Below are 20,774 nucleotides of genomic sequence, written 5' to 3'. Positions count from 1 at the left end.
ATTGTCAGCCAAATGGGACAACGAGGGACGTTGTCTGCAGGACGGGGATCGCTTTGCCTGATTTGAATGCAAAAGAAATGCCTTCGGGCACAGGCGTTCATCGCCTCGTCCAAAAGGCCTTTCAGTCGCTGACCAGGCGTGCTGCTCAAGGCGCGGCACTTGCTGTTGTTGCTGCTTCCATATGGTTCGTGCCCGCCACCCAGGCGGCCGCGGAAAACCGCAGCCTCAAGCTCTATTTCGTCCATACGGGTGAAAAAGCCGAGATTACGTTCAAGCGTAACGGCCGATTCGACCCCAGAGGTCTCCAGCAGATCAACCAGTTCCTGCGCGACTGGCGCAAGAACGAGCCGACCAAGATGGACCCACGGCTCTTCGATCTCGTCTGGGAAGTTTATCGGCGCAGTGGCGCCAAGGATTACATCCACGTCGTTTCCGCCTATCGTTCTCCGGCAACCAACGGCATGTTGCGCGGCCGTTCGCGCAATACCGGCGTTGCCAAGAACAGCCAGCATACGCTCGGCAAGGCGATGGATTTCTATATTCCCGGCGTGAAGCTTGCGACGCTGCGTGCGCTTGCCATGCAGATGCAGGTTGGCGGCGTAGGCTATTATCCGAAGTCCGGCTCGCCTTTCGTGCATCTCGATGTCGGCGGTGTCCGCGCGTGGCCGCGCATGTCGCGCCAGGAACTCGTGTCGATTTTCCCGAAGGGCAATACGCTGCATCTTCCCGCCGACGGCCAGCCGCTGCCGGGGTATGATCAGGCCTTGGCCGATTACAAGAAACGCGTTGGTTCGAGCTCTATCGAGATTGCCTCGACCGCTGGCGGCGCGCCTACCGCGGAACGTAAGCGTCGCGGTTTCCTCGCCACGCTCTTCGGCGGTGGTGCAGACGAGGAAGAGGACAACGGCGAAATCAGCACGCCGGTCACACGGCCAAGCGCGCCGGCAAGCAGGCCCGCCCAGGCAGAGGATGAGGCGCCCGCCGCTCCGCTTCCGGGTGTGATGGTCGCTTCGGCCCAGCCGCGCCAGTCATCAGAGCCGCGTCAGGCCGCCGAAGCCATCGATGCGCCTATTCCTGCCTCGCGCCCTGCCTTCCGTCAGGATGGTCCCGGAGCGCTGGCGACCGCGCTTTATTCGCAGCAGCGTAATCCAGCCCAGGAGGCGCTTGCGCTTCAGGCAGCAGCAGCGGCCAACAGCCGTCCTGAGGGGGCGGCTTTCGAGGACCTGACCAAATATGCGGTTCCTGTGCCGACCCTGCTTGGTTCGCGCGGCGTGAAGGCTGATAGCGATACATCGGCCATGATGGCATCGCTTGGTGATGTTCCGGCCTCTCTGCAGGATATGTCCGGCGTGCCGTTGCCTGCGCACCGTCCCGCAGTCGCCCAGGTTGCTTCGGCCGTTGTCGTTCCCCAGCCGGTGCAGCCGGGTCGTCAGGAACAGACCCAGGAGCAGGCGTTGACGCCTGAACTCGTTGCCGCCCTTTCACGCAGTGTCGATGATGATCGCCGCTCCGCAGCCGGTATCCGGGCGGTCACCGATGCTGCTCCAGTGCCGGTCCCTTCGCAGGCGCGCAGACCGACTGAAGTTGCGGCTCTTCCGAAGAAGGTCATCCAGTCGCCTTCCGCTTCCGGCCATTTCGGTGATGGTTTCGATACGCCCAAGTGGGTTGCAGCGGCCGCCTCCGCTGTGCCGACCAAGGGTGGCCGCTCGACGAAGCCGGAGATGGCTCCCGCTTCCGCCAGCTTGACGAAGGGCACACTGGAAAAATGGGCGCTCGACAACAAGCGCTCAGGCGATGTGGTGTCGATGAAGGCTCCGCGCGTTGTGACCCGCACCTTGAACAGCGAGTATTCGGCGGCCTATGCCAGCGAAGGCTTCAAACCCGTCTCTGCAGCGGTGGCTATCGATCCAAGCCGTTTCAGCGGTTCAAACTGACCTCTGTGTCCCGATAAATTTTTCACTTTGATTGCCTGTCTGAGATCGCAGATTTTTGAGGTGCGATCTCCGCTGATGGCGGGACAGGCTGTTTAATTCCTGATGGGATCAGCTTTCTCTTTGAGGGGATCGCTTCATGCCGATTTGCTGCACGAAAAAAAAGCCCGCCGTGAGGGCGGGCTTTCCGTGATAGTTACCGCAAATGCGGAAATTGGAATGAATTCGATCAGGCGGCTTCTTCTTCGTCGGTGCCGGCGCCCGGGATCATGCCGAGTGCGCTGAGGTAGGTGTCGAGGATCAGATCCTCTTCCATGCGCTCCTGGTCATCCTTCTTGCGAAGGGCGATAACCTTTTTCATGATCTTGGTGTCGTAGCCCATCGATTTGGCTTCGCCATAGACGTCCTTGATGTCGTCGGCGATGGTCTTTTTTTCTTCTTCAAGTCGTTCGATGCGCTCTACAAAAGCGCGGAGCTGGTCGCGGGCGACGCCATGAGCATCAGACATAGGTGTCTCCTGATATTGGAAATCTTTGTTGGATGGTGGTGAAGTGCCGAAAAGCGGGCGCTAGGTCAAGCCCAATCAATCACGGTTGCAATTTCAGTCATGCGTCGGCTTGTTGATCTCGAATGCGGCTTTTTGAGCGTCACTTGCTTCCTTCTGGTGAAGGTTCTTCCAATCGTCATAGGGCATGCCGTAGACGATTTCGCGGGATGCTTCCTTTGATAGGTCTATGCCGACGTCCGTCGCTGCATCCCGATACCAGTTCGACAGACAGTTTCGGCAGAAGCCTGCCAGATTCATCATGTCGATATTCTGAACGTCGCTTCGCTCACGCAGGTGTTGGACAAGCCGGCGAAAGGCTGCAGCCTCAAGCTCCGTTTGCTGTTCCTTGCTGAGTTCGGTCATGGGAACCTCTCCTGAATATCATCGTCACGCAGGGTAAGGGCCGGTTCGCGACGGGAAAATCTTGTACTGGTGCAATGTGGGGGCCGCATTGAGCGCGGTAAAGATCGGCGCCAGCCGTGCCGCCCAGGCATCCATACCGGCGTCATCGCCGATAAGATCCTGCCGCACTTCAAGAAGCGCATGCGCAATTCCGGGGATCATGCAGTGACGATACATGGTGTCGCCCTCCAATGCGCCGTCATAGGGCTCATTATCGCCGACAACGATATCGCCCGGCTCTCTCAGCATGGAGATGAGCGGCATGATTGCCCGGTCGTCCGTATCCCACAATACCGCGGCGTGCCATGGGCGGGCGAAATCTTTCCAGAAGGGGGTGAAGGAATGCAGCGACAGCACCAGCGGGGCCTTGCCGGATGCTGAGGTGGTGGCTGCTATCGTGCGCTCGATCGCCTCGTGGTAGGGCCGATGATAGGTGTCGAGCCGGTTCTGCCATTCCTCGTCGGTGATCGGGTGGTTGCCGGGAATGATCGCGCCGTCCGAAATCTTCATGATGAGCGTCGGATCGTCCTCGCCCCGGTTCGGATCGATCAGCAGGCGGGAGAAGCAGCCGAGTACGGCCGGAACGCCCAGCTGTGCTGCTAGCCTTCGGGTCAGCCCCTCGATGCCGATATCGAAGGCGATATGCCTCAGAAAGGCGCTCTCCGGCAGGCCGAGATTACCATATTGCCCAGGCAGGCGGTTCATGGCGTGGTCCGCGAGAAGCACCATGCCTTTGTCATAGTCGCCGTCTATGATTTCGAACGGTTGGAAATTCTGCATGCTCACATACATTTCAAACGATTATGTTGTGAGTTTGGTGATCGCATGGTGCCCGATTTGGCGCAAGGGGAGAGGGCTGGCTTGTCAAAAATCAAGTCTGCCCAAAGGGATAATGGAATTTTGACGAAGCGCAGCGGCAGGGCGACGCAATCAACCACAGCTTCGTTGACTTTCTGCCCGTTGCGCGCGAGAAAGTGCCTCCACGATAACCATGGAGACCTGACGGAAACCGTGCCGATAAAATCGATTAAAATCTATCTTCGTTCACTCCTTTCCGTTCCGGCGGGTGCTTTTGCTGTTTGCGCAGGCGCACCGCTTCTTATGGCTTCTCCGGCTCATGCTGATTTCCGTGTGTGTAATGGCACGCAGAATCTTGTCGGGGTGGCAATCGGTTATCGTGCCCAGGATGGTTGGAATACCGAGGGATGGTGGCAGGTTCCTGCTTCCACCTGCGCTACTCTGATCGAAGGGGAACTGCAGTCACGATACTATTATCTTTATGCCGAGGATGCCGCCCGAGGAGGGCGGTGGACCGGTAATATCAATATGTGCGTCGCCGAGAATGAATTCAAAATCGTCGGCGTGAATGATTGTTTCACCCGTGGCCACCAGCGCATGGGTTTCAAAGAGTATGATACGGGTCGTCAGGGAAGCTGGATGGTCCAGCTTTCGGACACGCCCGGTACGCAAGAAGGCCAGAATTGATGAGGCGTAACCGCAAAGTAAAGATCCTTGCCACGCTCGGTCCGGCATCGTCGGAAGAGGCAATGATCCAGAAGCTCCACGAAGCAGGCGCTGACCTCTTCCGTATCAACATGAGCCATGCCAGCCATGACATGATGCGTACACTGATCGAGCGCATTCGCTCGGTCGAGAAGAAGTCGGGTCGCCCGATCGGTATTCTCTGTGATTTGCAGGGACCGAAGCTTCGCGTCGGCAAATTTGCCAACACCAAAGTAACGCTGACCCCGGGTCAGACATTCACGCTCGACAACAACGAAGCGCCGGGTGACGAAAACCGCGTCTACCTTCCGCATCCGGAAATCCTCGAAGCCGTAAAGGCCGGTGATCGCCTGCTGATCGACGACGGCAAGCTGGCGCTGAAGGCTGTCGAAGCTGACGGCAAGAAGATCGTCTGCACCGTTGTTGCCGGCACCAGCATTTCCGACCGCAAGGGCGTCAGCCTGCCCGACACGATCCTGACCGTCGGCGTTCTGACCGACAAGGACCGCTCGGACCTTGACGCCGTTCTCGCAACCGACGATGCCGACTGGGTCGCGCTGTCCTTCGTTCAGCGTCCGGAAGATCTGGCGGAAGTCCGCAAGATCGCACGCGGCCGCGTCGGCATCATGTCGAAGATCGAAAAGCCGCAGGCGATCGAACGCATCGACGAAATCATCGAGCTTTCCGACGCCGTCATGGTCGCCCGTGGTGACCTTGGCGTGGAAATGCCGATCGAAATGGTTCCCGGTATCCAGAAGCAGCTGACCCGCGCCTGCCGCCGTGCCGGCAAGCCGGTCGTGGTTGCCACCCAGATGCTGGAATCGATGATCACGGCTCCGGTTCCGACCCGCGCGGAAGTCTCCGACGTGTCGATCGCCGTTTTCGAAGGCGCCGATGCCGTCATGCTGTCGGCCGAATCCGCTTCCGGCCAGTATCCGGTCGAAGCCGTTTCGATGATGGCGTCGATTGCCCGTCAGGTCGAGCAGGATCCGCTCTATCCGAGCATCATCTACGCACAGCGCGCAACGCCGGAAGCCACCGGCTCCGACGCGATCTCGCTCGCTGCACGCCAGATTGCCGAAACGCTCAAGGCTGCTGCAATCGTCACCTACACGCAGTCCGGCACGACCGGTCTTCGCGCCTCGCGCGAGCGCCCGAATGTTCCGATCCTGGCGCTCTCCCCGAGCGTCAAGACGGCTCGTCGCCTTGCCGTATGCTGGGGCCTGCACTGCGTCGTGACCGAGGATGCACACGACTTGGAAGACATGGTGAACCGTGCTGCGCGCATCACCGTTTCGGAAGAGTTCGGCAAGCCCGGCGACCGGGTCATCATCTCGGCCGGCGTTCCGCTCGGCACGCCCGGTTCGACCAACATGCTGCGCATCGCCTATATCGGCGCTGACGGCCAGACCGGCGCATAATCGGGCTGACACAATTGGCAATTACCAGACGGCCGGAGCAATCCGGCCGTTTGTCGTTTTGGAATGGGCATGTCCATCAATAGTCAATCATCTCCTGCAATCCCCGTGATCGAAACATACCGGCTCAGGCTGCGGGTGCCGAACATGGCGGACTGGCCGATCTATGCGGCGTTCATGGCGTCGGATCGGGCAGAACATATGGGCGGTCCGTTTTCGCAGGCCGCCGCCTGGGGCATGTTCTGCCATGACGTGGCGCAATGGCAGTTGATGGGTCATGGTTCTTTGATGATCGTGACGCGGGACGACGGCACCTGCATCGGTCAGGTCGGCATCAATGCCGGCCCCCTGTTTCCCGAGCACGAATTGGGCTGGCTTCTCTACCCCGGCTTCGAGGGGCGTGGGTATGCTCTGGAGGCTGCGACTGCATTGCGAAACTGGGGCTTCGAGATCTTCGGCCTGAAGACGCTGGTCAGCTATGTTCATCATAGTAACGACAAATCCCGCCGGCTGGCCGAAAGGCTGGGGGCTCGGCTGGACGAGACGGCCGCGCGGCATGATCCGGACGATGTCGTCTACAGGCATGTCGTTACGCTGGGGTAATCTGCCAGATCAGATCTTTTCGATCGTCATTCCTATTGCAGGCTGATCCGAAACTCCCGACTGGGTCAGCCGGGCCTCCGCCATGCGCGCCAGTGCCTGCAGATCGCGATCCATGCCGGCGATCTTTTCGATCGCGGCAATCGCCACGTCGGGGACCACATAATCCGGCTTGTGGCCAAGGCCGTGGATCATCACCAGTTCCGAGCCAACGATATCGCGTGCAAGGCCTTGCGAATGGATCTCTTCAAGCACGATCGGGTCGCTGTCGCCGGTTATGATGACGGTCGGTGCCGTGATCTCCTTATAGCGAGGCGAGATCCGTGTGACGTAGTCGTGAAGGTTGGCGACGTCGATCGCGTTGTTGCGAAAATTCTCCGGACGCAGCACCAGTGCCGGTGCGCCTTCTTCGACATAGCGGTCGCGACGGCGGTTGGGGCTGAAGACGGACTTTGTTGCGCCATCCATGAGGACGAGGCCAGCGGGCAGGCTGACGAGGCGGGTGAACCACCAGCCCAGCCAGGGGGCAGCCGCAATCTTGTAGTACCAGTCCACGCCGCCTGGCCAAGGATGGGTGGCGGGCGCGAGAAACAGAAGCCCCGCCGTTTTTTCGGGATGGAAGACGGCAAAGCTTGCAGCAATCGCACCGCCGAAGGAATGGCCGACGATGATGGCGCGGTCTATGCCCTTCCAGTCCATGACGCGGCTGATGGCGGCGGCCTGTCCGTCCGGAAAGTCGTTCTCAGGCCCGCCACGCTCCGAATAGCCATGTCCGGGTCTGTCGATGAAGAGAAGCTCTGCACGGCCTTCCAGGAGCTTGCGGAAGGCGGTTTCCTGGTCGCGCAGGTTACCGCTGGCTCCGTGGATGAAAACGATCGGGGGGAGGGTGGGATTCGGCGGTGCCGGAACATGCAGCGCGTTGATCCTGTAGCCGCCGACATCCGCCAGCTCGCCATGTTGCGGAAACTGTCGCGCGATCTGTTGGCTCTTCCAGGCGGTAAAGCCGAAGGCCGCGGCGAGGAGGATGGCTGTGAGGGCAAGCGGCAGAATCATTGCAGGGCGACCGGGGAAAGGCTCACGTCCGGTTTCCGGCTATCTTTTCCGAGAGTTTCGAGACGGCTTCCTGTGCGTCTCGATCCGCCGGGTAGACGCTCAGATACCGCTCCCATGCCTTCAGCGCCAACGCGTCGTCCTCGGCTTCCATCAAGATACCGGCAAGGCCTGCAAGCGCACCGAAGTGGCGGGGTTCGCGTTTTAAAACTTCTGCTATGTCGGACATCGACTTGCGCCGATCGCCCATCGTGTAATGAAGTGTTGCGCGCCGGTTCCAGCCCTCGGTGAAGGCGGGGTCGAGAAGGGTGACGCGGTCGAGGAAATCCAGCGCGGCAGCGTTCTTCTTTTCCTTGATGGCGTCTTCGGACCACTGCATCAGAAGGTTGACCGTGGCGCTGCCGGAATCGTTCATCTCGGCAATGATCTGGCTGGCGATGCCCTTGGCTTTTTCCGGATCGCGTTCGCGCTTCAACGCCTCGAACAATGTGTCGAGCGGCTTTGCCGCTGCGGTTGTCGGTGCCGCTGATTCTATCGCAGCGGTGGGCGGTTGCGGTGCCGCTTGCGAGGGTGGGGCGGCTTGAGGCGCCTGTGCATGAGCGACAGGGGCGAAAGCGGCCATGGCCAGAATAGGGGTGCTCAAAAGCAAATAGCGCATCCGGATAAATTAATCCGGATGCGCCGAAGGTCAAAGCCGAATTGTCGCGCTATCGACAATTTGATTGCAGGCGAGAAACTCGCCCTGAGCAATCAGCCCTGGCGGGCCTTGAAGCGCGGGTTCTGCTTGTTGATGATGTAAATGCGGCCCTTACGGCGAACCAGACGGTTGTCGCGGTGACGAGCCTTCAGCGCCTTAAGCGAGTTCTTGATCTTCATTGTACTGGTCCAGCAGTCTGTGGGCTCATAGAGCCGCTTGTCTCTAACAATCGAAAGCGCGCCGCCTAGTCCCTAAAGAAAAGGGGCGCGCCTCAGGTTGGGGTGCAGATAACCCGAGGCTTTGTCCATGTCAACCTTGTGACGAGGTTTTCCGGCCTTTCAATTCGGTGACATGGCCCATTTTGCGGCCCGGGCGGGCTTCCGTCTTGCCGTAAAGATGGACAAGCACATCCTTGGTTGCCAGCCACTCAGGCAGGGCCATAATGTCGTCGCCGATCAGGTTAGTCATTACGCAATCGGAGTGGCGGACAGGATCGCCGAGTGCAAGACCGGCAACCGCGCGCATATGCTGCTCGAATTGCGAGATGACGCAGGCAGCCTCCGTCCAGTGGCCGGAATTGTGGACGCGCGGAGCGATCTCGTTGGCGATCAACGTTCCGTCGGCCATTGCGAAGAATTCCATGCCGATGACGCCGACGTAATCCAGCGCCGCAAGCAGCTTTTCGGCTGCGGCACGGGCGGTTGCCGCGGTCTCGGCCGGAATGTTTGCCGGCAGGGTGGAGGTGTGCAGGATGCCGTTGCGGTGGACGTTTTCGGCCGGGTCGTAGCAGCGGATCGTCCCGTCCTTGGCGCGGGCCGCGATGATCGAGATCTCGCGTTCGAAGGCAACGAAACTTTCGAGAATCAGCGGCACTCCGCCGAGTGCCTCATAGGCGCCTGCGGGTGAGTCGTCGCTCGAGCGGAAAACGCGCTGGCCCTTGCCGTCGTAACCCATGCGACAGGTCTTCAGCACGCCCTTGCCGCCGAAATCGGCCAGCGCTGCCTCAAGCTCCTGCTGGCTGTTGACCGCATGGAAACGGGCAGTCTCGATGCCGCAGTCGTTGAGGAAGCGTTTTTCCGTCAGCCGGTCCTGCGCAACCTCAAGAGCCTTGGATGGAGGATAGACCGGAACCGAGCGCTCCAGCGTCTGGGCGGCTGAAACCGGCACGTTCTCGAATTCGTAGGTGACGATATCGCAGCGACTGGCCAGTTCCGCGAGAGCGGCCGGATCGTCGTAGGCTGCGATGATCTGCTCGTTGGCGACCTGCGCTGCGGGACAATCCGCCTGCGGTTCCAGGATGATGATGGTGAGGTTCAGCCTTGCAGCTGCCATTGCGAGCATGCGGCCGAGCTGGCCGCCGCCGATAATGCCGATCGTCTGGGCCTTCATGCTTCGTCCATCGGGTATTCGGCAACGGCTGCACTCTGGCGGGCGCGCCATTCGTCCAGGCGGTAGGCGATGTCGTCGTCGGAGAGAGCCAGAACGGCTGCTGCGAGCAGGGCGGCGTTGACCGCGCCGGCGCGGCCGATGGCAAGCGTGCCGACCGGAATGCCGGCCGGCATCTGCACGATCGACAGAAGGCTGTCCTGGCCCGAAAGCGCCTTGGACTGGACCGGAACGCCGAAGACCGGCAGCGGCGTCATCGAGGCGGCCATGCCCGGCAGGTGGGCAGCCCCGCCGGCGCCGGCGATGATGACCTGAAAGCCTTCTTCACGTGCGCCCTTGGCAAAGCTGAACAGACGCTCAGGTGTGCGATGTGCCGAAATGATGCGGGCCTCGTAGTCGATTTCGAGAGCATCGAGGGTTTCGGCAGCGTTCTTCATGGTCTCCCAGTCGGACTGGCTTCCCATGATGATGGCGACGGGCGGTGTCTCGGCCATTTGAGCGTTCCTAGGCAATGATGTCGGGCAGGATCTGGTCTTCGATCTGGGTCATCTTGTCCTTGATCGCGAGCTTTTTCTTCTTCATCCGCTGGACGCGCAGCGCATCGCAGCCGACTGTGATCATGGCGTTGATGGCGGCATCGTAGTCTTCATGCTCCTGCCGGAGCTTTGCCAGCGCCAGCCGGTTGTCCGCCTGTTCTTGATCGGCCATGTCTTCAAGTCCCCATATCGATCCGGGCTTGTGACCCGGCCCAGCTTAATGCGCAAGCTCCTATCATCAAACCACATTAACTGGAAGTTAGCTGAGGTCACGAATTTGCCGCGCTCTTGTCATGAAAACACCTTCGACAAACCGAGCAGATCGTGTCACACTTCCGTCGTAAACCTGAAGCTTCGGCCGATGGAGTGGCCGGAGCAGGCAATAGGGAAGGACATGCCACATGACCATCCAGGCTCATATAGCATCGCTTGAAAAGAAGCACGGTGATCTCGAGGAGGAGCTCCAGGCGATTCTTTCGTCTCCTTCATCAGACGATCGCGAGATTGCCGATCTGAAGCGTCGTAAGCTGCGTCTCAAAGACCAAGTGCAGCGCCTCAAGGCGTCAACCCGCCATTAAGGTCAGCTAAAAGAGCCATCGCCGCGGATCTTGATTTGGAAATGATCCGATAGCGGCACAAAACCCAATCTTTCTGTTCTGGTCGTGGTTCATGCGGGCTACGGCCAGAATTGTTTTTAGGGGCCCTGCTTATTCCCAATTCGTGCCCGCTCAGAACGGCAGGCCGTCCCAGAGCAGTTTGAGGCCGGCCAGAAAGGCAAGACCGTAGGTCATCGGGTAAAAGGTTTCCGCCTTCAGATGCTTGACGATGGCCGCTCCCATTATGGTCGAGACGAGTGCCACGGGCAGAAGCGTTGCCGACACGGTCAGGTTATGCGTATCCAGCGCGCCGAGGAAGAAATAGGGAATGACCTTTACCGCATTGACGATGGCGAAGAAGCGAATGCTCGCGCCGGTGTAGTTTTTCGGGTCAAGCTGCATCGGCAGGACATAGATCTGGAATGGCGGGCCGCCGGCATGGGCAACGAAGCTCGCATAGCCCGAAAGAGATCCCCAGAATGTTGCGGCGACCGGGCGGTGCGGGAGAGGGGCCTGGATTTCCCCCCGGCGTCCATAGACCTGCCAGAAATAGCGCGCAGCGAAGAGGATGGTCGCAGATGCGATCACCACTTTCAGCGCATCATCGGAGACATAGGCCGACGTCGCCCAGCCGAGCGCAATGCCGATCACGCCGCCGGGCATGATCATCAGCAGCGTCTTCGGATCGTTGTACTTGCGCCAGGACCAGAGCGCGACCGCATCCATCAGAATAAGGATCGGCAGGAAAATCGCCGCCGCCTGCACCGGTTCAACCGCAAGCGACATGATCGGCACGCCCATCAGGCCGATCGCGCCGCCGATGCCGCCTTTCGACAGGCCGACAAGCATGACTGCCGGAATTGCGGCGAGAAAGAACGACAGGTTGGGGATATCTATCATCTGCGGTTACTGTCGGGGGTGTTGATCCTGCAATCCGTCCGGTCTATCGAATTGGTTGAATAAAACCAGAGCGGAACGTGCTGAAGCGGTACGTCTTCGCTTCAAGGCGAGAATGATCGGATAAGAACATGACAGAACCGGATAACCGCTGCCGCATCGTGCTGATCGTACCGGATGATGCCGATGCCGATCGCCAGGCAAAACTCCTTGCCGAGGCCATGTCGGGCGGCGATGTCGCATCCGTCATCCTGCCGCAATACGGGCTGGACGACCAGGCGTTCCAGAAGCGGGCCGAAGTGCTGGTGCAGATTATCCAGGATGCCGGCGCTGCCGCGATCATCTCCGGCGACAGTCGTGTTGCAGGCCGCGCCAAGGCAGATGGTCTTCACCTGTCGGGCTCGCTTGAGGAACTGGGTGAAGCGATCGAGAAATTCACGCCGAAGCTGATCGTTGGCGCCGGCGGTGCAACGGAACGGCACGCGGCGCTTGAGATCGGTGAACTGCGGCCGGACTATATTTTCTTCGGTCGTTTCGATGGTGACATCAAGCCGGAGGCGCATCCGAAGAATGTGGCGCTGGCCGAATGGTGGGCGTCGATGATCGAGATTCCCTGCATCGTCATGGGCGGCAGTGATGTCGAATCGGTCGTTGTCGTTGCCGAGAGCGGCGCAGAGTTCGTCGCCCTGCGTGATGCCGTGTTTGCCGTTGCTGTGGGGCCGGCTGAAGCCGTCGCAAAGGCCAATGCGCTGCTCGACGAAAAAGCGCCACGGTTTGGGGGTTGATGGTCGCATGCCATCAACGACACGTCTGTATCGCAATCCGCTCAAAGTCGTCACTGCCATGCTGATATCAGCGGTTGCAGTAACCTCCGTGCATGCCCAGTCCAACCGGGTCGTGACCCGTCCGGTCGGACCTGATGCCGGCAAGATGGAGCGGCAGCAGCAGCCGGATGGCATCGTGCCGTCAGGCGGTGTTGAGCTTTACCGGCGAATGGGGGCTGCATTGCCTGCGCCGCCGGAGGAAAAGCAATATGACGGCAAGGTCGACGAGGCTTACGGCGCTTACCAGCGCGGCATGTATGTGACGGCGATGAAGCTTGCTCTCGAGCGGGCGCAGCAAGGGGATGCGGCTGCGCAGACATTGGTCGCTGAAATGATGACTAAGGGCTATGGGATCGCTCGCGATCCCAAGGGCGCGGCGTTCTGGTACGGCCAGGCCGCAGAAGGAGGTGATGCTGCCGCCATGTTCGAATATGCGCTCCTGCTGATGAGGGGGCGTGATGTTACGGCAGACAAGCAGAAGGCGGATGACTACATGCGCCGCGCGGCGGAAGCAGGAAATTCGGCTGCCCAGTTCAACTGGGGGCAGATCCTGATTTCAGACAATCCCGGCGAAAAAGGCATGGAACTGGCCCTGCCATTCTATGAGAGATCCGCCAGCCAGGGTGTGGCCGATGCGCAATATGCCGTTGCCCAGCTCTACATGTCGCTTCGCGAAGTTGCGCCGACCAAAAAGGCGCAGGCGCGTGACTGGATGTTGCGTGCCGCCAAGGCCGGCTATGATACTGCCCAGCTGGATATGGGTGTCTGGTATGTGAACGGCGTCGGCGGCGAGCGGGATTACGACAAGGGGTTCGAATGGCTCCGGATTGCCGCCATGCGCGGCAATGTGGTCGCTCAGAACAAGCTTGCCTATCTCTACATCAACGCGCTCGGCACCCGGCCCAATCCCGTGGAAGCCGCCAAGTGGTATGTGCTCTCCCGGCGGGCGGGCCTTCAGGATGCCGGACTTGAGGATTTCTATCTCGGCATCAACGAAGACCAGCAGAAACAGGCGATCGACGCGGCCAACAAGTTCCGGCAGAATTAGGACTGTAGCGCCTGCAGTGCAAAGAGCGCGCCGCGGATGATAAAGCCGTGGCCGACGGCCAGTGCCAGAATGACAAACAGCCAGACGGCGGTATAGAAGCCCTGCCGATCAAGCGCCTTCGGATTGATATACGGCGACACGGCAAAGACGCAGGTTGCGAACAGCATAGCTCCCGGCAGCAGGAAAAGCGCGATTGCCGGGCGCGCGAAATTGTCCGGATTGCCGGAGAAGTCGAAGTGGATCGGCAGCATGGTATCGGCCGGTATGGCCGCCCACAGGCCCAGCGACAAAAAGGTCATGGTGATGAGCATGCCGAGGCTGATAAAGAGGGGGATAGGCATGCGCATGGGCTGTCTCCTGAATGTGGCTGGCACTCCTTTCGCAGGCTACGTCATGAATGACAACACTGCCGTGTAAGCGCATGACTTGAATTTACCGGCAATTTGTGGTCTTGAAGCCGCCCAATCAACAAAATCAGCATCGCCCGCTCTCCCGGTCTTCCGGATTCCAGGGCTTAAGGATTCCGAAATGGCCCGTTCAGCGCTTCTCAATGTCATGGTGCAGGCTGCCTTGAAGGCAGGCAAATCGCTTACCAGAGATTTTGGTGAGGTGCAGAACCTGCAGGTTTCGGTCAAGGGACCGAGCGATTTCGTCTCCCAGGCTGACCTGAAGGCTGAGAAGATCGTTCGTGACGAGCTGATGAAGGCTCGCCCGACCTATGGCTTCCTCGGTGAAGAGGGCGGCGAAGAGAAGGGTACCGACGGCGCGCATCGCTGGATCGTCGATCCGCTCGATGGCACGACCAACTTCCTGCACGGCATTCCACAGTTTGCCACTTCGATCGCGCTCGAGCGCAATGGCGAGATCGTCGGCGGCGTGATCTTCAACCCTGCGACCGATGAACTCTACACGGCCGAAAAGGGCGGCGGCGCCTTCCTCAACGACCGTCGTATCCGTGTCGCAGCTCGTCGCGTTCTTTCCGACTGCGTTATCGGCTGCGGCGTTCCGCATCTCGGCCGTGGCAATCACGGCAAGTTCCTCGTCGAACTGCGTCACGTCATGGGCGAAGTTGCAGGTGTTCGCCGCGCCGGTGCTGCTGCTCTCGATCTGGCCTATGTCGCTGCCGGCCGTTTGGACGGTTTCTGGGAAGCCGAGCTCTCGCCCTGGGACATGGCAGCCGGCCTGCTGCTGATCCGCGAAGCCGGCGGCTTCGTGTCTGACATGAAGGGCGCGCAGAACATGTTCGAGGCCCGCAATGTGATTGCCGGCAACGAGTTGATCCGCAATGCGCTGGTCGAAGTCGTCAACCGTCCGGTGCCGCAGCGCTAAGGCAATGATGAAAATCAGTGCCCGCTAATCAATAGCGCACTGTTTTCCAATGCTTGCGCACTTCAATTCGTCGCAATTTTACACTAGCCTCCGCTCAATTTAGCGGAGTCGAGGCGTATTATGGCGAATGCGACAGTGGATGATCTGGACGAGTCGGAAACCGGCCGCGGTGGCTATAAACACAAACTCTCCAATCCGGCGTCGTTCCTCTGGACGATGCTTATCTTCCTCATCCTTGTCGGCTTCGTTGCCTCCATCCTCTACCGGCAGGCGGCACACGCGTTCCAGACCAATCCGGGGCTGAACGGGCTGATCCTTGGCGTTCTGGCGATCGGCATCCTGCTCGTCTTTGTCCAGGTCATCAGCCTTGCCCGCGAAGTCGGCTGGTTCAATTCCTATCGTGCTGCCGGCGGCAATGCCGACAAGGTGGGTCGCGAGCCACGGCTGCTTGCGCCGATGCGCGCACTGATAGGCCGCCGCCGCAAGGTGGCGCTGTCGACAGTCGCCTATCGCTCCATTCTCGATTCGATCGGCACGCGACTGGACGAGACGCGTGATACGTCGCGCTATCTCATCGGCCTTCTTGTTTTCCTCGGCCTGCTCGGCACGTTCTGGGGGCTTATCGAGACGATCGGCTCGATCAGCGACGTTATCGGTGCGCTCGACCCGTCTTCGAGCGGCTCAAACGATATTCTAAGCGCCATCAAGAGCGGCCTCGCCCAGCCGCTTGCCGGCATGGGCACGGCGTTCTCGTCCTCGCTGCTTGGCCTTTCGGGTTCGCTGATCCTCGGTTTTCTCGACCTGCAGGCAGGTCGCGCGCAGAACCGCTTCTATACCGAGCTTGAGAACTGGCTCTCCTCCGTGACTGATGTCGGTTACGATGGGCCGATCGCCAATGGCGACAATGGCGCGGCAGACGAGCTAAAGGCCTTGACCACCGAATTGCGCAAGCTTGCCGCCGTGCAGGCGAAAGCCGGCCGTGACGGTGCGGAGACCGAACGCTCGATGGCTGCCATAGCGAACCTTGCAGAAGGTATCCAGGGCCTAGTCAAGAACATGCGCAACGAGCAGCAGATGCTGCGTGACTGGATCGAGGCGCAGCAGGAAGAATCAAAGGCCATGCGCCGTACGCTCGACCGACTTTCCGACAAGATCGGGGGGAAATAAGCGATGGCGCTTGCCAAGAACCGCCGTCGCGAACGCACAGTCGATTTCTGGCCGGGTTTCGTGGACGCGCTGTCCACGCTTCTTCTCGCCATCATGTTCCTGCTGACGGTCTTCGTGCTGGCGCAGTTCCTGCTCAGCCGGGAGATCACCGGCCGCGACGAAGTGCTCAACCGCCTCAACAGCCAGATTGCCGAACTGACGGAATTGCTGGCGCTGGAAAAGAGCGGCAGCCAGGATCTGGAAGATCAGCTTGCCAACCTGCAGTCCTCGCTGGCTGCGGTAGAGAGCGATCGTTCGCGTCTGCAGCAGCTGCTGAATGACGGCGTCGGCAGCAGCGCCGCTGCCAACGCGGAGGTCGGCGAACTGACCAGCGAGTTGAATAACCAGCAGCAGATCAGCCAGCGCGCGGCAAGCCAGATCGAGCTTCTGAACCAACAGATCGCAGCACTGCGCGCGCAGATCGCAGCGGTGGAGCAGGCGCTGCAGGCGTCGGAGGCGAAGGATTCCACCTCGCAGGCGCAGATTGCCGATCTTGGTCGCCGCCTCAATGTCGCCCTTGCCGCCCGCGTGCAGGAACTCAACCGTTACCGTTCCGACTTCTTCGGGCGGTTGCGCGAGATCCTGTCTGATCGCGAAAACATCCGGATCGTCGGGGACCGCTTCGTCTTCCAGTCGGAGGTGCTGTTCCCTGTCGGCGGCAGCGAGCTGGACGATGCCGGGCGTGGCGAAATGGACAAGCTGGCAATGGCCCTGCTCGAACTTGCCAAGGAAATTCCGGCCGAGATCAACTGGGTGCTCAGGGTCGATGGCCACACGGATAATTCTCCGCTCTCCGGCACGGGCCGTTATCGCGACAACTGGGAGCTTTCATCCGCCCGCGCAACATCGGTCGTGAAGTATCTGATCTCCAAGGGTGTTTCTGCCAATCGGCTTGTTGCCGCCGGCTTCGGCGAGTTCCAGCCTATTGCTCCGGGGGATACGCCGGAAGCCAGGTCGCAGAACCGCCGTATCGAGCTGAAACTGACGGAACGCTGATCGATGATGTCTGGAAAACGGGATATCAACGCCCTGATCAAGGCGGTGGCAGACACGCCACGCCGCGACAACAGCGCCTATCATCAGGCGCTTGCCGAGGCGCGCGAGATGTTCGATCAGGCGGAAGCCGCACTCGGCGGTCCGGTGAAGATGAAGACCAAGACAAAACTGAAGCCGAACGGCAAATATGTGGTGAAGTGGGTTTTCGAGCGGGCCGAGTGAGGCTCTGTCCTCAGGCCGTATAGTGGCCCGAGGTGAAGCCAAGGCGCTCCAGTCCACGCCGCACTTCCGGTGCCTTCATGAACAGGCTCCACAAAAGGCCGGAGCGATGGTTTTCGATCATTGCGATCAGCGGCCCCTGGTCGATGGCGATATAGGTCGGTGCGAGCCAATCTATCGCCGGAGCGAAGGCGTCTACGAAGCCGAACGAACCGAACAGCTTGCCATCCTCGTAACGGATCATGGCGCGCAGCGCCTCTTCCGCCTCCTTGGGCAGGAAGGGGAAGCTCGACAGCGCGGCTGTCGGAGCAATCGCTCCCATGTCCGATGTCGGGGAGTTGGCGTTGTAGCCGTTCGGTGCTTCCGAAGCCGTCAGGCCCCAGACGTCATATTGCTTGTAGGCGGGGATGCTCAGGCAGTAATCCCGATTGATCTTCGTATGCGCCACGGCCTGCTGCCAGTAGTCGGCATAGCGATCGGACAGGCCGCGCGGATCGAGAGCGCAGAAGGAATATTGGGAGAGGAATAGCGGGCCGCCGAGAGGTTCGCCAAGCGGAAGCTCTGTGCCGAAATAGCTCTCGCCGTTCTTCATCTCGCCGGAGCGCGCCCAGCCGGCATGATAGCTTTCCGGCTTTATCGGATGCGTGTCCGAGCCAGCTGCCAGCACATAGGCCGAAAGTGCCTCGTTCCAGCCCTTGATCGGCAGGTTCATGGTCCAGTTGTGGATCGGGCTCCAGTGCCAGTAAAGCGGACCATCGTCCTTGCCGCGGGTGAACCAGTCCCATTCGACCTCGTCAAACAGCCGCGTGACGGTGGCTCTCAATGCCTGCTCAGCCTCGGATGTGCCGGTAAAATATTCCCGCGCGCAGATCAGGCCCTGAAGCAGGAGGGTGGTTTCCACGAGGTCGCCGGCATCGTCATATTGCGAGAACTGGACGGTCTCGCTGGTGGCGCCATCGACCATGTGAGGGAACGCGCCGTGATAGCGGGTTGCGAGGTTCAGCCGGTCGAGAATGAGGTTGATCCGCTCCAGCGCCTCCGCGCGGCTGACCCATTGCCGTTCTGCCGCGACTAAGATCGCCATCAGCCCGAAGCCGGTGCCGCTGATGGAGATCATGTTGGTGGCAATCGCGCCGTTTACCCAGCGCTTGTCGTAGACCAGCTTGCTGTCGGTATGCGCGCCTTCCCAGAAATACAGGAAGGTCTGGTACTGGACACTGTCCAGCAATGTGTCGAGCGGGGCATTCGGGTCCAGTGGCTCGACAATCATGCAGTCTCAATCCTGTTTACTGTTCAGATAGCGCTTGCGCTGCGCTGTTCCAGATCATGAAACTGCAGGCGCGCCAGCTTGGCGTAAAGTCCACCTTTGGCAACGAGGCTTTGATGGGTGCCTTCTTCGACGACGCGGCCATCTTCCAATACCAGAATTCTGTCAGCCTTAAGGACGGTTGCCAGGCGATGGGCGATGACGAGCGTCGTGCGGTTTTCCATCAGCCCGTCGAGCGCGCGCTGAACCAGCGTTTCGCTCTCGGCATCGAGCGCCGAGGTCGCCTCATCCAGAAGCAGGACCGGCGCATTTTTCAGGATCGCCCGGGCGATCGCAATCCGCTGCCGCTGACCGCCGGAAAGGGTGATACCGCGTTCGCCGGCCATGGTGTCATACCCTTGATCGAGCTTTGAGATGAACTCGTCGGCCTGGGCGGAAATGGCGGCGGCGCGGACTGCCTCGCGGCTTGCGCCCGGCATGCCGAAGGCGATGTTGTCGTGGATCGAAGCGGCAAAGATCGTCACGTCCTGCGGCACGATTGCCAGGCGCGAGCGGATGTCTTCGATACGGGCATTGCGAAGATCGATGCCGTCCAGTTTCACCGATCCGGTCTGCGGGTCGTAGAACCGCATCAGAAGCGAGAAGATCGTGCTTTTGCCTGCACCCGACGGGCCGACGATCGCGATCGTCTCCCCGGCCTTGACGTTGAAGGACAGGCTGTTGAGCGTAATTGCGCTGACGCGGGCCGGATAGGCAAAGGACACCTGATCGAACTCGACTTCGCCGCGAGCCGGTGCTGGCAGGGCAACCGGCTGTTCCGGGTCCTGTACGGCTGGAATTTCGTGCAAGAGTTCGGTCAGCCGTTCGGCAGCGCCACCGGCGGCGGAAAGCTCGCCCCAGACTTCCGAGAGCTGGCCGAGAGAGCTGGCTGCGATGACTGAATAGAGCACAAACTGTCCAAGCGTCCCGGCGCTCATTTCACCGGCAAGCACGCTCTGCGCGCCATACCACAACACGCCGACGATGGAGCCGAAAACGAGGAGAATGGCAAAGCCGGTCAGAAGTGCGCGCGAGCGGATCGCGACGCGAGCGGCGTCATAGGCGTTCTCGACTGCGGAGGCATAACGGTCGCTTGCCATCTGCTCGCCGCCGAAGGCCTGAACCGTGCGAGTGGCGGCCACGGTTTCCGATGCGAAAGCCGAGCTTTCCGCCAGCGTGTCCTGTGCGGCGCGCGAGCGGCGGCGGACATTGCGGCCGAAACCGACGATCGGGAAAACGATGACCGGAATGGCACCGAGCACCATGACGGAGAGCCAAGGGCTGGTATAGATCATCATGCCCATCGCACCGAGACAGAGGATGGTGTTGCGCAGCGCCTGGGAAGCGGCGGAACCGAAGGCGGACTTGATTTGGGTCGTGTCAGCGGTCAGGCGCGAGACGATCTCGCCAGACTGGTTGACGTCGAAAAAGGAAGCGGAGAGGCGGGTTACATGGGCGAAAACTTCGCGCCTCAGGTCGGCCACCACCCGCTCGCCGATGGTGATGACGTAGTAGTAGCGCATGGCGCTTGCGAGCGCGAGAAGCACTGCGAGCAGCAGCAGCATGCCGAAATAGTTGTTGATGAAGCTGCCGTCGGCGGCGGCAAAGCCGTGGTCGACCATGCGGCGAACGGCAAGCGGAAGTGCAAGGGTCGTGGCGGCCGCCAGCACGAGGAAGAAAAGCGCCGAGGCGACCAGCCGTCGGTAGCGTGAGAGATAGGGGATCAGGCGGGCGAGGGGCTTGAGGCTGCGATTCTTCTTTTCGGTCTCAGACATGTCTGCCACGGGATCTCCTGTTTGCGCATCGTCATTTTCACAACACGCGAACTTCAATATTTCACCGTCCATCGGCCGCCATTGATGTGGGGCAAAGAACGCTGTAGAGGCCTTCTTAACTTGGCCTTGCGGGTACTTGTGCTAGTCGCGACCTTCCTGTATAGGCTCCGCATCGAATTGGGAAGCCGTGACCGTGCTGGTCTACGGCTTCATTGATTAAAGAGGGTCGGTGATCGCAAAAGCGGCATGGAGACCCCGCAGAGCAGGAATAGCGACATGAAGGCTGACATTCATCCTGAATACCACAAGATCAAGGTCGTCATGACCGATGGCACCGAGTACGAAACCTTTTCGACTTGGGGTTCTGCCGGTGACACCATGAACCTCGAAATCGACCCGAAGTCCCATCCGGCCTGGACCGGCGGCAACCAGCAGCTGATGGACCGCGGCGGCCGCGTTTCCAAGTTCAACAAGCGTTTCGGCGGCCTCGGCCTCTAATAGCCTTAAC

At 60.3% G+C, this 20,774-nt stretch carries 25 protein-coding genes; 12 read left to right on the top strand and 13 right to left on the bottom strand.

The genetic code is table 11. The features are described 5' to 3' along the window. Positions 1 to 77 precede the first annotated feature (77 nt). Positions 78 to 1,934: a peptidoglycan L,D-endopeptidase MepK gene (locus tag JNB91_RS26185; protein ID WP_220328422.1), complete on the top strand. Its 1,857-nt coding sequence runs from the start codon at positions 78 to 80 to the stop codon at positions 1,932 to 1,934. A 226-nt stretch (positions 1,935 to 2,160) separates the two neighbouring features. Here JNB91_RS26185 and JNB91_RS26180 read toward each other — a convergent pair whose 3' ends face one another. The 3 genes from JNB91_RS26180 to JNB91_RS26170 all read right to left on the bottom strand — a co-directional run bounded on the left by JNB91_RS26180 (position 2,161) and on the right by JNB91_RS26170 (position 3,660). Beyond that, positions 2,161 to 2,439, bottom strand: coding sequence for a DUF2312 domain-containing protein (locus JNB91_RS26180; protein ID WP_112454363.1), 279 nt, complete (start codon positions 2,437 to 2,439; stop codon positions 2,161 to 2,163). A 93-nt stretch (positions 2,440 to 2,532) separates the two neighbouring features. Beyond that, complete coding sequence (locus JNB91_RS26175) at positions 2,533 to 2,841, bottom strand: DUF1244 domain-containing protein (protein WP_220328421.1); 309 nt, start codon at positions 2,839 to 2,841, stop codon at positions 2,533 to 2,535. Between the two features lie 24 nt (positions 2,842 to 2,865). Continuing rightward, positions 2,866 to 3,660, bottom strand: a complete 795-nt coding sequence (locus tag JNB91_RS26170; RefSeq protein WP_220328420.1) for an N-formylglutamate amidohydrolase — start codon at positions 3,658 to 3,660, stop codon at positions 2,866 to 2,868. Positions 3,661 to 3,981: 321 nt separating this feature from the next. Between JNB91_RS26170 and JNB91_RS26165 the strand changes: the two genes are divergently transcribed. From JNB91_RS26165 to JNB91_RS26155, 3 genes are all read left to right on the top strand, one after another. Then, positions 3,982 to 4,365 (top strand): DUF1036 domain-containing protein, encoded by a 384-nt coding sequence (locus JNB91_RS26165; protein WP_223218398.1) that lies wholly within the window; start codon positions 3,982 to 3,984, stop codon positions 4,363 to 4,365. After that, positions 4,365 to 5,804 carry a pyruvate kinase gene (pyk, locus tag JNB91_RS26160; protein WP_220328419.1) on the top strand — a complete coding sequence of 480 codons (1,440 nt, stop codon included), beginning with the start codon at positions 4,365 to 4,367 and terminating at the stop codon, positions 5,802 to 5,804. Before JNB91_RS26165 ends, pyk begins: the two co-directional genes overlap by 1 nt. A 69-nt stretch (positions 5,805 to 5,873) precedes the next feature. Continuing rightward, positions 5,874 to 6,404: a GNAT family N-acetyltransferase gene (locus JNB91_RS26155; RefSeq protein ID WP_220328418.1), complete on the top strand. Its 531-nt coding sequence runs from the start codon at positions 5,874 to 5,876 to the stop codon at positions 6,402 to 6,404. A gap of 9 nt (positions 6,405 to 6,413) precedes the next feature. Here JNB91_RS26155 and JNB91_RS26150 read toward each other — a convergent pair whose 3' ends face one another. The 6 genes from JNB91_RS26150 to JNB91_RS26125 form a co-directional block, all read right to left on the bottom strand. After that, a complete protein-coding gene (locus tag JNB91_RS26150) occupies positions 6,414 to 7,454 on the bottom strand; it encodes an alpha/beta fold hydrolase (RefSeq protein ID WP_220328417.1) in 1,041 nt (346 codons plus the stop codon). A 22-nt stretch (positions 7,455 to 7,476) separates the two neighbouring features. Next, positions 7,477 to 8,109 (bottom strand): tetratricopeptide repeat protein, encoded by a 633-nt coding sequence (locus JNB91_RS26145; protein WP_220328416.1) that lies wholly within the window; start codon positions 8,107 to 8,109, stop codon positions 7,477 to 7,479. A 92-nt stretch (positions 8,110 to 8,201) separates the two neighbouring features. Then, positions 8,202 to 8,327 carry a type B 50S ribosomal protein L36 gene (ykgO, locus tag JNB91_RS26140; protein ID WP_006726873.1) on the bottom strand — a complete coding sequence of 42 codons (126 nt, stop codon included), beginning with the start codon at positions 8,325 to 8,327 and terminating at the stop codon, positions 8,202 to 8,204. A 130-nt stretch (positions 8,328 to 8,457) separates the two neighbouring features. Next, complete coding sequence (locus JNB91_RS26135; protein ID WP_220328415.1) at positions 8,458 to 9,537, bottom strand: 5-(carboxyamino)imidazole ribonucleotide synthase; 1,080 nt, start codon at positions 9,535 to 9,537, stop codon at positions 8,458 to 8,460. Beyond that, on the bottom strand, positions 9,534 to 10,028 hold the full coding sequence (gene purE / locus JNB91_RS26130) for a 5-(carboxyamino)imidazole ribonucleotide mutase (protein ID WP_220328414.1): 495 nt from the start codon (positions 10,026 to 10,028) through the stop codon (positions 9,534 to 9,536). The genes JNB91_RS26135 and purE overlap by 4 nt, the downstream gene beginning before the upstream one ends. Positions 10,029 to 10,038: 10 nt before the next feature. Further along, positions 10,039 to 10,242 (bottom strand): YdcH family protein, encoded by a 204-nt coding sequence (locus JNB91_RS26125; RefSeq protein ID WP_220328413.1) that lies wholly within the window; start codon positions 10,240 to 10,242, stop codon positions 10,039 to 10,041. 229 nt (positions 10,243 to 10,471) lie between these two features. On the opposite strand from JNB91_RS26125, the gene JNB91_RS26120 reads away from it, so the two are divergent. Next, the gene (locus tag JNB91_RS26120; protein WP_220328412.1) at positions 10,472 to 10,648 is read left to right on the top strand and encodes a YdcH family protein; all 177 of its coding nucleotides are present in this window, start codon (positions 10,472 to 10,474) and stop codon (positions 10,646 to 10,648) included. Positions 10,649 to 10,798: 150 nt separating this feature from the next. Here JNB91_RS26120 and JNB91_RS26115 read toward each other — a convergent pair whose 3' ends face one another. Further along, positions 10,799 to 11,566 carry a sulfite exporter TauE/SafE family protein gene (locus JNB91_RS26115; RefSeq protein WP_220328411.1) on the bottom strand — a complete coding sequence of 256 codons (768 nt, stop codon included), beginning with the start codon at positions 11,564 to 11,566 and terminating at the stop codon, positions 10,799 to 10,801. A 128-nt stretch (positions 11,567 to 11,694) separates the two neighbouring features. On the opposite strand from JNB91_RS26115, the gene JNB91_RS26110 reads away from it, so the two are divergent. After that, complete coding sequence (locus tag JNB91_RS26110; RefSeq protein WP_220328410.1) at positions 11,695 to 12,348, top strand: thiamine phosphate synthase; 654 nt, start codon at positions 11,695 to 11,697, stop codon at positions 12,346 to 12,348. A 7-nt stretch (positions 12,349 to 12,355) separates the two neighbouring features. Next, entirely contained in the window at positions 12,356 to 13,435 is a 1,080-nt protein-coding gene (locus tag JNB91_RS26105) for a tetratricopeptide repeat protein (RefSeq protein WP_220328409.1), read from the top strand. Here the strand turns inward: JNB91_RS26105 and JNB91_RS26100 are convergent. Next, positions 13,432 to 13,782: a DUF1648 domain-containing protein gene (locus JNB91_RS26100; protein WP_220328408.1), complete on the bottom strand. Its 351-nt coding sequence runs from the start codon at positions 13,780 to 13,782 to the stop codon at positions 13,432 to 13,434. The two genes, JNB91_RS26105 and JNB91_RS26100, sit on opposite strands and share 4 nt — an antisense overlap. A gap of 181 nt (positions 13,783 to 13,963) precedes the next feature. Between JNB91_RS26100 and JNB91_RS26095 the strand changes: the two genes are divergently transcribed. The 4 genes from JNB91_RS26095 (at position 13,964) to JNB91_RS26080 (ending at position 17,188) form a co-directional block, all read left to right on the top strand. Continuing rightward, positions 13,964 to 14,764: an inositol monophosphatase family protein gene (locus tag JNB91_RS26095; protein WP_220328407.1), complete on the top strand. Its 801-nt coding sequence runs from the start codon at positions 13,964 to 13,966 to the stop codon at positions 14,762 to 14,764. Positions 14,765 to 14,884: 120 nt separating this feature from the next. Further along, complete coding sequence (locus JNB91_RS26090; protein WP_220328406.1) at positions 14,885 to 15,931, top strand: flagellar motor protein MotA; 1,047 nt, start codon at positions 14,885 to 14,887, stop codon at positions 15,929 to 15,931. A gap of 3 nt (positions 15,932 to 15,934) precedes the next feature. Beyond that, positions 15,935 to 16,966 (top strand): peptidoglycan -binding protein, encoded by a 1,032-nt coding sequence (locus tag JNB91_RS26085; RefSeq protein WP_220328405.1) that lies wholly within the window; start codon positions 15,935 to 15,937, stop codon positions 16,964 to 16,966. Positions 16,967 to 16,972: 6 nt separating this feature from the next. After that, entirely contained in the window at positions 16,973 to 17,188 is a 216-nt protein-coding gene (locus JNB91_RS26080) for a hypothetical protein (protein WP_346269398.1), read from the top strand. Positions 17,189 to 17,198: 10 nt separating this feature from the next. On the opposite strand, the gene JNB91_RS26075 is transcribed toward JNB91_RS26080, so the two are convergent. After that, a complete protein-coding gene (locus JNB91_RS26075; protein WP_220328403.1) occupies positions 17,199 to 18,455 on the bottom strand; it encodes a glucoamylase family protein in 1,257 nt (418 codons plus the stop codon). 23 nt (positions 18,456 to 18,478) lie between these two features. Beyond that, positions 18,479 to 20,266 carry an ABC transporter transmembrane domain-containing protein gene (locus tag JNB91_RS26070; protein ID WP_220328466.1) on the bottom strand — a complete coding sequence of 596 codons (1,788 nt, stop codon included), beginning with the start codon at positions 20,264 to 20,266 and terminating at the stop codon, positions 18,479 to 18,481. 276 nt (positions 20,267 to 20,542) lie between these two features. Here JNB91_RS26070 and rpmE point away from each other — a divergent pair, with 276 nt between their 5' ends. Then, the gene (rpmE, locus tag JNB91_RS26065) at positions 20,543 to 20,764 is read left to right on the top strand and encodes a 50S ribosomal protein L31 (RefSeq protein ID WP_112454588.1); all 222 of its coding nucleotides are present in this window, start codon (positions 20,543 to 20,545) and stop codon (positions 20,762 to 20,764) included. The last annotated feature ends 10 nt before the right edge of the window (positions 20,765 to 20,774 follow it).

Origin of the sequence: Aliirhizobium wenxiniae, from assembly GCF_019511445.1 — a bacterium.
GTDB lineage: Bacteria > Pseudomonadota > Alphaproteobacteria > Rhizobiales > Rhizobiaceae > Neorhizobium > Neorhizobium wenxiniae_A.
The sequence above is the reverse complement of the archived record's forward strand: the minus strand, read 5'-3'. Positions and strand labels throughout refer to the sequence as shown.

Bases quoted from the DNA above. Each gene is read 5' to 3' on its own strand.
- JNB91_RS26170 (WP_220328420.1), bottom strand. From the start codon at position 3,660: ATGCAGAATTTCCAACCGTTCGAAATCATAGACGGCGACTATGACAAA.
- JNB91_RS26175 (WP_220328421.1), bottom strand. From the start codon at position 2,841: ATGACCGAACTCAGCAAGGAACAGCAAACGGAGCTTGAGGCTGCAGCC.
- JNB91_RS26115 (WP_220328411.1), bottom strand. From the start codon at position 11,566: ATGATAGATATCCCCAACCTGTCGTTCTTTCTCGCCGCAATTCCGGCA.
- JNB91_RS26080 (WP_346269398.1), top strand. From the start codon at position 16,973: ATGTCTGGAAAACGGGATATCAACGCCCTGATCAAGGCGGTGGCAGAC.
- JNB91_RS26145 (WP_220328416.1), bottom strand. From the start codon at position 8,109: ATGCGCTATTTGCTTTTGAGCACCCCTATTCTGGCCATGGCCGCTTTC.
- JNB91_RS26185 (WP_220328422.1), top strand. From the start codon at position 78: ATGCCTTCGGGCACAGGCGTTCATCGCCTCGTCCAAAAGGCCTTTCAG.
- JNB91_RS26070 (WP_220328466.1), bottom strand. From the start codon at position 20,266: ATGTCTGAGACCGAAAAGAAGAATCGCAGCCTCAAGCCCCTCGCCCGC.
- JNB91_RS26110 (WP_220328410.1), top strand. From the start codon at position 11,695: ATGACAGAACCGGATAACCGCTGCCGCATCGTGCTGATCGTACCGGAT.
- JNB91_RS26155 (WP_220328418.1), top strand. From the start codon at position 5,874: ATGTCCATCAATAGTCAATCATCTCCTGCAATCCCCGTGATCGAAACA.
- JNB91_RS26165 (WP_223218398.1), top strand. From the start codon at position 3,982: ATGGCTTCTCCGGCTCATGCTGATTTCCGTGTGTGTAATGGCACGCAG.
- JNB91_RS26095 (WP_220328407.1), top strand. From the start codon at position 13,964: ATGGCCCGTTCAGCGCTTCTCAATGTCATGGTGCAGGCTGCCTTGAAG.
- ykgO (WP_006726873.1), bottom strand. From the start codon at position 8,327: ATGAAGATCAAGAACTCGCTTAAGGCGCTGAAGGCTCGTCACCGCGAC.
- JNB91_RS26125 (WP_220328413.1), bottom strand. From the start codon at position 10,242: ATGGCCGATCAAGAACAGGCGGACAACCGGCTGGCGCTGGCAAAGCTC.
- JNB91_RS26075 (WP_220328403.1), bottom strand. From the start codon at position 18,455: ATGATTGTCGAGCCACTGGACCCGAATGCCCCGCTCGACACATTGCTG.
- JNB91_RS26100 (WP_220328408.1), bottom strand. From the start codon at position 13,782: ATGCGCATGCCTATCCCCCTCTTTATCAGCCTCGGCATGCTCATCACC.
- JNB91_RS26180 (WP_112454363.1), bottom strand. From the start codon at position 2,439: ATGTCTGATGCTCATGGCGTCGCCCGCGACCAGCTCCGCGCTTTTGTA.
- JNB91_RS26105 (WP_220328409.1), top strand. From the start codon at position 12,356: ATGCCATCAACGACACGTCTGTATCGCAATCCGCTCAAAGTCGTCACT.
- rpmE (WP_112454588.1), top strand. From the start codon at position 20,543: ATGAAGGCTGACATTCATCCTGAATACCACAAGATCAAGGTCGTCATG.
- purE (WP_220328414.1), bottom strand. From the start codon at position 10,028: ATGGCCGAGACACCGCCCGTCGCCATCATCATGGGAAGCCAGTCCGAC.
- pyk (WP_220328419.1), top strand. From the start codon at position 4,365: ATGAGGCGTAACCGCAAAGTAAAGATCCTTGCCACGCTCGGTCCGGCA.
- JNB91_RS26120 (WP_220328412.1), top strand. From the start codon at position 10,472: ATGACCATCCAGGCTCATATAGCATCGCTTGAAAAGAAGCACGGTGAT.
- JNB91_RS26090 (WP_220328406.1), top strand. From the start codon at position 14,885: ATGGCGAATGCGACAGTGGATGATCTGGACGAGTCGGAAACCGGCCGC.
- JNB91_RS26085 (WP_220328405.1), top strand. From the start codon at position 15,935: ATGGCGCTTGCCAAGAACCGCCGTCGCGAACGCACAGTCGATTTCTGG.
- JNB91_RS26135 (WP_220328415.1), bottom strand. From the start codon at position 9,537: ATGAAGGCCCAGACGATCGGCATTATCGGCGGCGGCCAGCTCGGCCGC.
- JNB91_RS26150 (WP_220328417.1), bottom strand. From the start codon at position 7,454: ATGATTCTGCCGCTTGCCCTCACAGCCATCCTCCTCGCCGCGGCCTTC.